Below are 6466 nucleotides of genomic sequence, written 5' to 3'. Positions count from 1 at the left end.
TTAAACTGAGCCACAAAACCAGCAATCATTCCACAAAGGGTATCACCCATGCCACCAGTTGCCTGATAAGGACCACCAACGGTTAATTCTCCAACTTGGCTACCTTGTAAGATTTTGGTGTGATGACTTTTAGCCACTAAAATCGTCTCTTTTGGAAAATTAGCTAGAGCTGCTTGTGTATTTTCAAGACTTTGGTCAGCAATTGCCAAACCAGACAGACGTTCCCACTCCTTTTGGTGCGGTGTTAAAATAATGTGACCTGCCTGACAAAAAACTGGCATGGCTTTGGCAAGAAGATTTAAAGCAGAGCCATCAACAAGCAAAATCTGATTTTCAGAAACTTTAGAAAGCACTTCTTCAAACACACGTTTAGCTTTGCTATTTTCTCCTAAACCAGGACCAATCAAAACCACATCTGCCTTAGTAAGATTTTCTGCTAAAAATTCTTCGTCCTCACAATCAAAAGCCATAGCTTCTGGTAACTGAGTGTGAAGTGCTACAATGTTCTCACGTTCAGTTGCTACTGTCACTAGTCCAGCACCGCTTTTAACAGCAGCTAAAGCACTCATGATAATAGCCCCGCCATAAGGATAAAAGCCACCAATCAAGAGTACGCGCCCATAAGTCCCCTTATGGGAATCCGCTTGACGTTTGACAACAACCTTGCGTGCTAAGCGTTCGTCAATAATCATGCTTTCACACTTCTAAGAGCTGATTGATAAGTTTGCTCCATCAGCATGGTAATTGTCATTGGACCAACGCCTCCAGGAACTGGTGTGATGAGACTAGCTACTGGTTCAACTTCATCAAACTTAACATCCCCGATTAATTTGCCATTTTCATCACGGTTCATACCAACATCAATGACTACAGCGCCTTCTTTGACGAATTCCTTAGTCACAAAATGTCCTTGACCGATTGCCACAATCAAGACATCAGCTTGTTTTGTTACACGCGCCAAGTCACGAGTACGTGAGTGCGCTAGTGTCACTGTTGCATTTTTATCAAGCAAGAGCTGCGCCATTGGTTTTCCGACAATATTTGAACGACCGATAATAACTGCCGTTTTTCCTTCTAAATCAACTTCGTAAGCACGCAATAATTCCATGATTCCAGCTGGCGTACATGGCACCATGACAGGACGTCCATTCCAAAGGTGTCCTGTATTGATAGGGTGAAAACCATCCACATCTTTTTTAGGATCAATTGCCAAAATCACACGTTTGTCGTTAATGTGGGCAGGAAGTGGTAGCTGTACCAAAATCCCGTGGAAGCGATCATCGTTATTATATTGCTCAATGACTTGAATCAATTCTTCCTCACTAGTTGATTCTGATAAACGAACCGTTTCACTCAAGAATCCAGCTTTCTTAGCAGAGCGTTCTTTATTACGCACATAAACCTGACTAGCGGGATCATCACCAACCAAAATCACCACCAAACCAGGTACAATACCAGCTTCAGCTTTTAATTTTTCAACCTTCTCAACTAATTCATTTTGCATTTTAGCAGCTAAAGCTTTACCATCTATAAGTTTTGCCATGAAATTCTCCTGAAAATATATTTCTTTTATTATACCAGAAAGCGACTTCATAATAAAATATTTTTTAATAAATTATCAGAATATTCTATAAAAATACAGCAAAAGAAATACCTGCTCAGCTGAGCAAGCATTCCTCTGTTATTTCATTTTCACACTTTTATGTTGGCTATCTTTTACAGGACAAGAACAATTGCAATCACCACAAGAGCCTTTACCCTTGATGAAACTACGTAAGCCCATAAAGACAGCAAATGCAATTAGCAATGCAATAATAATAGTCGCCATAAACACTATTCTCCAACTTTTTCTAGATTATCTAATGTAATCACTTCTTCTTTTTCTTGAGCTGGTTTTCTCACGATAAAGTAGATAATCGCAATTAATAGAACAACAGCTACGATTGTCCAGAAGTTAATACCTTTACCGTAGAAAGCAACAAGCCCAAGTTGATAAATAATCAGACTAACAACGTAAGCGAGACCTGTTTGGAAACCAATAGCTCCAAGTGTCCACTTAGCATCACCCATTTCACGTTTGATAGCTCCCATTGCGGCAAAACATGGTGCACAAAGAAGGTTGAAAATCAAGAATGAGTAACCTGCAAGAGCTGAGTAATCCAATTGCAATGCTCGATACAAGCCGCTAGTAGTACTATCATTATACAAGACACCAAATGTTCCAACAACAGCCTCTTTAGCACCCAGACCTGTTACAGCTGCAACAGTTGCTTTCCAGTTACCAAATCCAAGTGGTGTGAAAATCCAAGCCACTAAATTACCAAGTGTTGCAAGGATTGATTTATTTGTAGGAACAGCGTGTAGTGTAAAGCTATAATTTGACATAAACCAAATAATAACTGTCAAGCTAAAGATAACCGTACCTGCACGTTTTACAAAGCTAAGAGCTTTACCAAAAGCATAGCGAAGTACACTCATAACTTTTGGCATGTGATAAGCTGGCAATTCCATGATAAATGGGCTCACATAACTTCCAAATAATTTTGTTTTCTTAAGAGCAATACCAGATAAAATAATGGTAAAGAAACCAATAAAGTATGCTGACGGTGCCACATAAGCATTACTTGGGAAGAAAGCACCTGCAATCAAAGCAATGATTGCTAATTTAGCAGAACATGGCATGAAGGTTGCTGTCATGATTGTGATACGACGGTCACGTTCATTTTCAATGGTACGACTAGCCATAATCGCTGGAACACCACAACCTGTTGCAATCAACATTGGGATAAATGATTTACCAGACAAACCAAAGCGACGGAAAATACGGTCCATTACGAAAGCGACACGGCTCATATAACCAATATCTTCCAAAATGCCCAAACAGATAAAGAGGACGAAGATTTGCGGCAAGAAACCAAGGACGGTTCCAACACCAGCTACAATACCATCAATGATAAGTGATTCTAGCCATCCTGAAACATGAAGAGCATCCAGACCAGATTGAACCCAACCAGGAACCAATTTACCAAAAAGAACATCATTAACCCAGTCAGTTCCCATTGTACCAACAGTCTGAATAGAAAGATAGTAAACCAAGAACATCACGACAGCAAAAATTGGTAGGGCCAAGATACGATTTGTTACAATTCGGTCAATTTTGTCTGAGACTGTCATTTTGAAATTGCTATCTTGGTTTTGAGCCATTTTAGCCACACGTTCGATAAATTCGTAACGTTCATTAATAACGATTGATTCAGAATCCTCAGTAAAAATTTCCTCAGTAATCTTAATGACTTGATTGATTTCACCTTTTTGGAAATCTGACAAATGAAGCTCTTCTTGAACCAAGCTATCACGTTCAAATAATTTAATGGCATAAAAACGCGCTGAACGTTCTGGAACAACATCTCCTAAAATATCGATAATTTGTTTAACAGCTGCTTCGAATTGGTCACTGTAAGTTGGATATTGAATAAAGTCAACACTTTCTTTTGTCGTGTTAGCAGCCTTTTTAACAACTTTATCAACACCAGTGTTTTTAATTGCACTAGTTGAAACAACTGGAACACCTAATTGATAAGAAAGTTTATCAATGTTAATTGTTTTTCCTTGAGCTTTTAGAGCATCACTCATATTAAGTGCAACAGTTACTGGAATTCCTGTTTCAATCAATTGAGTAGTCAAGTAAAGGTTACGTTCCAAGTTTGTCGCATCAACAACGTTAAGAATGCTGTCAGCATCATTACTCAATAAATAATCACGCGCAACTTTTTCTTCAGGCGTGTAAGGTGACATTGAATAAATCCCTGGTAAATCTTGAACTTTCCAGTCTGCGTGTTTCTTAACTGTTCCACTTTTACGCTCAACAGTAACACCAGGCCAGTTACCAACGCGTTGACTTGTTCCTGTCAATAAGTTAAAAAGACTTGTTTTACCACTATTCGGATTACCGATTAAGGCTATCTCTGTCATTTTTCCCCCTCGCTATCTACTTTTACGACACTAATCATTTGCGCTTCAGACTTACGAAGTGTCAATTCGTAACCGCGTAAGCTAATTTCAATTGGATCTCCTAAAGGAGCAACTTTACGTAAGTAAACTTTTGTATGGCGAGTCAAGCCCATATCCATAAGACGACGTTTTGCTTCATTCATTGCATAAATACCGTCAACGTAAGCATACTCACCTACTTTTAACTCTGAAAGAGGAAGGGATAATAGAGCACCTTCTTCTTCTGTGACATCAATTTGACTTAAAATCGATTGATCAAAAGCCAAACGACTTGATTTAAGCATAACAATCGCACTAGTTGGCGTTTTAGAAACCACTTTAAGTGAGGCTCCTACTTTTAGCCCCAAGTCTGACAAGTGTCTAACACTCTCATCAGGTAAATCAATACTGACAATAGTGTAAGGAATACCAACTTTAGCATTCTGCAAAATCAAAATTCTTGACCTCCCCAAATTTTTTTGATAAAATATTTGACCTTCCGTCCGAATCATTATATCATAAACATAGACGAAAAAAACCATAAAAATTAATTTTTTTCTTTATTTATACATTGATTAGAATCATTCTAAATAAAACCAACCTTTATTTAGAATCGTTATAATATAGCTGTTTCCACAACTCTTTCATAGACTAAAGCACTCTTAAAAATAACTAAAATATAAAAATTAAGTGTACTTAATGTATAAAAATCGCTCATTTACAGTTAATGTTTTGCTCATTTTTAAGTGCCTTTAACTTTCTTTTTTTTTATAACAAAAAACCTCAGCCGAGTTTGTAACTCAACTGGGGCTATTTTTTATCTTACAAAACTTTACTCAAGAAATCTTTTGTACGTGCTTCTTTTGTGTGTTCAAAAACATCTTCTGGTGAGCCTTGTTCAACAATCACGCCACCGTCCATGAAAATGACACGGTCAGCAACTTCACGCGCAAATCCCATTTCATGCGTTACAATTGCCATTGTCATACCAGATTTCGCCAAATCTTGCATAACACCAAGAACTTCACCAACCATTTCTGGGTCAAGCGCTGATGTTGGTTCATCAAAAAGAAGAACATCTGGGTCCATGGCAAGACCACGCGCAATAGCAATACGTTGTTGTTGACCACCTGATAGACTTGTTGGATAGGCATCAGCTTTATCACGAAGCCCAACTTTATCTAGCAAATCATAAGCTTTAGCTTGCGCTTCTTCTTTAGAAACACCTTTTGTCTTAATTGGTGACAAAGTGATATTATCAAGCACTGTCATATTTGGGAAGAGGTTAAATTGTTGGAAAACCATTCCCATTTTTTCACGCATTTTGAAAATGTCATTTTTCTTATCAGTAATATCGACACCTTCAAAGGTAATCACACCCTTAGTAGGTGTTTCAAGCAAGTTCATTGTACGAAGGAAAGTTGATTTCCCAGATCCTGAAGGGCCGATGATAACAACAACTTCACCTGCTTTAATATCAAGATCAATGCCTTTAAGCACTTCATTTTTTCCGAAGTATTTGTGAAGGCCTTTAATTGAAATAAGAGTCTCTGACATTAGTTGCTACCTCCATTTCCCATACGATTTTCAAGTTTTTTAAGTAAGAATGACAAGACTGTAGTCACCATGAGGTAATAGAATGCAGCAAACAACAATGGCGTAATTGGTAGATATGTAGCTGTTACGACTGATTGTGCACCGTTCCACAATTCCATAACACCGATTGTTTGAAGAAGTGAACTATCTTTGATAATCGTAATAAATTCATTACCAAGAGCTGGTAAAATATTTTTAAGGGCTTGTGGCAAAATAACATAACGCATTGCATTCACAGGGCGAATTCCTAATGAATAAGCCGCTTCAAGTTGCCCTTTTGGCACTGCTTCGATACCAGCACGAACAATTTCAGAAATATAAGCTCCGCTATTTAGCGAAATAATAATAATACCTGGAAGCAAACGTGAAAAGTCAAGGTCCAAAACGCCAAAACCTACGATAGGTGCATTACTAAAATGCATCCAAGCAAAGGCAATCATGATTTGCACGACCATCGGAGTTCCACGAAAGACCCAAACATAAAAACTAGCAATCCAATTTAAAATTTTAATATTTGTACGTTTAACTAAAGCAACCAAGATACCAATGATTGTCCCAAAAAAGACAACACAAGCTGAAATCATGATGGTTACAAGGACACCGTAGTTAAAATAAGCCCAATACTTTGGTAAAAATGAAAAATCCATTTGTGTCTCCTATAAGCAATAATCAATTAATTATAACATATATTGAATAAAAATACCAATCAACACTAAAGGATGGTTTGGCTTAAAAAGCTTGATATATAGGGATTTTAGACACTTCTAGTCAAAACGATTAAAAAGAATTTTTACCTAAGTATCAAGCATTTATAAAAAACAAAAAAGCCTAGAAAATCCTAGACTTTTATCAATTCAAAATAGCAATATAAGAAAGCACA

7 protein-coding genes are annotated in these 6466 nt (G+C 37.5%); all 7 read right to left on the bottom strand.

The genetic code is table 11. The features are described from left to right. Positions 1–692 (bottom strand): NAD(P)H-hydrate dehydratase (locus SFC32_RS06300; protein WP_411216636.1); only part of this gene is annotated, 692 nt, incomplete at its 3' end. Continuing rightward, the gene (locus SFC32_RS06295) at positions 689–1543 is read right to left on the bottom strand and encodes a bifunctional methylenetetrahydrofolate dehydrogenase/methenyltetrahydrofolate cyclohydrolase (RefSeq protein ID WP_039697272.1); all 855 of its coding nucleotides are present in this window, start codon (positions 1541–1543) and stop codon (positions 689–691) included. The genes SFC32_RS06300 and SFC32_RS06295, both read right to left, overlap by 4 nt. Before the next feature lie 138 nt (positions 1544–1681). Further along, positions 1682–1828: a FeoB-associated Cys-rich membrane protein gene (locus SFC32_RS06290; RefSeq protein WP_074563280.1), complete on the bottom strand. Its 147-nt coding sequence runs from the start codon at positions 1826–1828 to the stop codon at positions 1682–1684. Between the two features lie 5 nt (positions 1829–1833). Further along, positions 1834–3972 (bottom strand): ferrous iron transport protein B, encoded by a 2139-nt coding sequence (feoB, locus tag SFC32_RS06285; RefSeq protein WP_411049384.1) that lies wholly within the window; start codon positions 3970–3972, stop codon positions 1834–1836. Next, positions 3969–4445 carry a ferrous iron transport protein A gene (locus tag SFC32_RS06280; RefSeq protein WP_074559490.1) on the bottom strand — a complete coding sequence of 159 codons (477 nt, stop codon included), beginning with the start codon at positions 4443–4445 and terminating at the stop codon, positions 3969–3971. Before SFC32_RS06280 ends, feoB begins: the two co-directional genes overlap by 4 nt. Positions 4446–4812: 367 nt before the next feature. Beyond that, positions 4813–5547 (bottom strand): amino acid ABC transporter ATP-binding protein, encoded by a 735-nt coding sequence (locus tag SFC32_RS06275; RefSeq protein WP_411049383.1) that lies wholly within the window; start codon positions 5545–5547, stop codon positions 4813–4815. After that, the gene (locus SFC32_RS06270) at positions 5547–6233 is read right to left on the bottom strand and encodes an amino acid ABC transporter permease (protein ID WP_020916387.1); all 687 of its coding nucleotides are present in this window, start codon (positions 6231–6233) and stop codon (positions 5547–5549) included. The genes SFC32_RS06275 and SFC32_RS06270 overlap by 1 nt, the downstream gene beginning before the upstream one ends. Positions 6234–6466 lie beyond the last annotated feature (233 nt).

It is taken from the genome of Streptococcus sp. TATVAM-FAB8 (assembly GCF_046592795.1).
In the GTDB taxonomy this organism is placed as follows: domain Bacteria; phylum Bacillota; class Bacilli; order Lactobacillales; family Streptococcaceae; genus Streptococcus; species Streptococcus ruminicola.
This window is presented reverse-complemented; position numbering and strand designations above follow the sequence as displayed.

What these genes read in the sequence shown, in the direction of transcription:
- SFC32_RS06295 (WP_039697272.1), bottom strand. Translation starts at nt 1,543, where the DNA reads ATGGCAAAACTTATAGATGGTAAAGCTTTAGCTGCTAAAATGCAAAAT.
- SFC32_RS06290 (WP_074563280.1), bottom strand. Translation starts at nt 1,828, where the DNA reads ATGGCGACTATTATTATTGCATTGCTAATTGCATTTGCTGTCTTTATG.
- feoB (WP_411049384.1), bottom strand. Translation starts at nt 3,972, where the DNA reads ATGACAGAGATAGCCTTAATCGGTAATCCGAATAGTGGTAAAACAAGT.
- SFC32_RS06275 (WP_411049383.1), bottom strand. Translation starts at nt 5,547, where the DNA reads ATGTCAGAGACTCTTATTTCAATTAAAGGCCTTCACAAATACTTCGGA.
- SFC32_RS06270 (WP_020916387.1), bottom strand. Translation starts at nt 6,233, where the DNA reads ATGGATTTTTCATTTTTACCAAAGTATTGGGCTTATTTTAACTACGGT.